The following is a 1,660-nucleotide window of genomic DNA, read 5'->3' as shown; positions in this document are numbered from 1 at the left end:
ATACACTTCACACGTCAACCCGTTGCCTGAAGTCAAATATGGCGGCTCCACGAAACTCGGGGTACATCACTACGGATACTGTCAGGTAGAGACCGATCTAGGCGATCGCACGTGTCACCAAAGTCGTCATCAAGTTACCTCTTCCTGTCACAAGCCGGAGGGTTCGGCGCATCGCGGATCAACCCTCACACCTGTTGGACCCTAACGAGTGTCACTGTTGAGCGGGACCCATCCGACCTCAGTCGGATGCATGGGACTGTCTGAATAACGGTGGATCCGGTCCTTGATTCAACACGCCGAGCTGAGCTTGGCGGGAAGGATCGACGATGACCGAAACACTTGATCCCATGGCAGAGACTGAGGTGGATCAGAAGCAGTTGGCCGAGCAGCTCCTGGCTCAGGCCAAGGAGCAGGGCGTGGAGTTGATGGGCCCGAACGGACTCCTCAATCAACTCACCAAAAACGTCCTAGAGACCGCGTTAGACGCGGAGATGACCGAGCACCTGGGCTACGAGAAGCACGATGCCGCCGGCCGCGGCAGCGGCAACTCGAGGAACGGTACCCGTTCGAAGACGGTGCTCACTGAGATCGGGCCGGTGGAGATCGAAGTGCCACGCGACGTCGATTCTTCGTTCGACCCGCAGATTGTTAAGAAGCGTCAGCGACGCTTGACGGGTATCGATGAGATCGTATTGTCATTGACGGCAAAGGGTTTGACGACCGGCGAGATATCCGCGCACTTTCAAGATATTTACGGAGCGTCGGTGTCGAAGGACACGATCTCGCGGATCACCGACAAGGTCGTCGGGGAAATGACGGAGTGGCAGAACCGGCCACTTGATCGGGTGTATCCGGTGATGTTCATCGATGCGGTGCACGTGAAGGTTCGCGATGGGCAGGTCACCAACCGGCCGATGTATGTCGCGATCGGCGTCACCGTCAATGGCGAACGCGACATCCTCGGGATCTGGGCCGGCGAGGGCGGAGAGGGCGCAAAGTTCTGGCTCTCGGTCCTGACCGAGATCAAGAACCGTGGTGTGGCGGACGTCTGCATCGTTGTGTGCGACGGACTCAAAGGATTGCCTGAAGCGATCAACACCGTCTGGGAACTCGCTGTGGTGCAGACGTGCATTATTCATCTGATACGCAACACTTTTCGCTTTGCCTCTCGTAAATATTGGGATGCGATGGCGCGTGATCTCAAACCTGTCTACACCGCTCCGTCGGAGTTTGCGGCCAGGGAACGATTCGCTGAGTTCACGCAGAAATGGGGGCAGCAGTATCCAGCGATTATCAAGATGTGGGACAACGCGTGGAGTGAGTTCGTTCCGTTCCTGGACTACGACGTCGAGATCAGGCGCGTCATCTGCTCGACGAACGCGATCGAGTCTGTCAACGCTCGCTACAGGCGCGCAGTACGGGCGCGTGGGCACTTCCCGACTGAGCAGGCGGCGCTCAAATGCTTGTACTTGGCCACGCGTGCTCTGGACCCGACAGGGAAAGGTAAGGCACGATGGGCAATGAGGTGGAAGCCCGCGCTCAATGCGTTTGCGATCACCTTCGAAGGACGCATCACCCTGAACGGTAACTAACCGACATCAAGGTCGGATCCACCGTTAATCGGACACTCCCATCTCACACGAGAAGATCGATCACGCAG

Annotated in this window: 1 protein-coding gene; it reads left to right on the top strand. The window is 57.6% G+C overall.

Translation table 11 applies throughout. The features are described from left to right. The first annotated feature begins 326 nt into the window (after positions 1-326). Positions 327-1,592: an IS256 family transposase gene (locus ACH4E7_RS45575; protein WP_003943361.1), complete on the top strand. Its 1,266-nt coding sequence runs from the start codon at positions 327-329 to the stop codon at positions 1,590-1,592. Positions 1,593-1,660: the final 68 nt, after the last annotated feature.

This window comes from Kitasatospora sp. NPDC018058, assembly GCF_044327205.1.
Lineage (GTDB): Bacteria > Actinomycetota > Actinomycetes > Streptomycetales > Streptomycetaceae > Kitasatospora.
The sequence above is the reverse complement of the archived record's forward strand: the minus strand, read 5'-3'. Positions and strand labels throughout refer to the sequence as shown.

Coding starts and splice junctions, on each gene's coding strand:
- ACH4E7_RS45575 (WP_003943361.1), top strand. CDS start 327: ATGACCGAAACACTTGATCCCATGGCAGAGACTGAGGTGGATCAGAAG.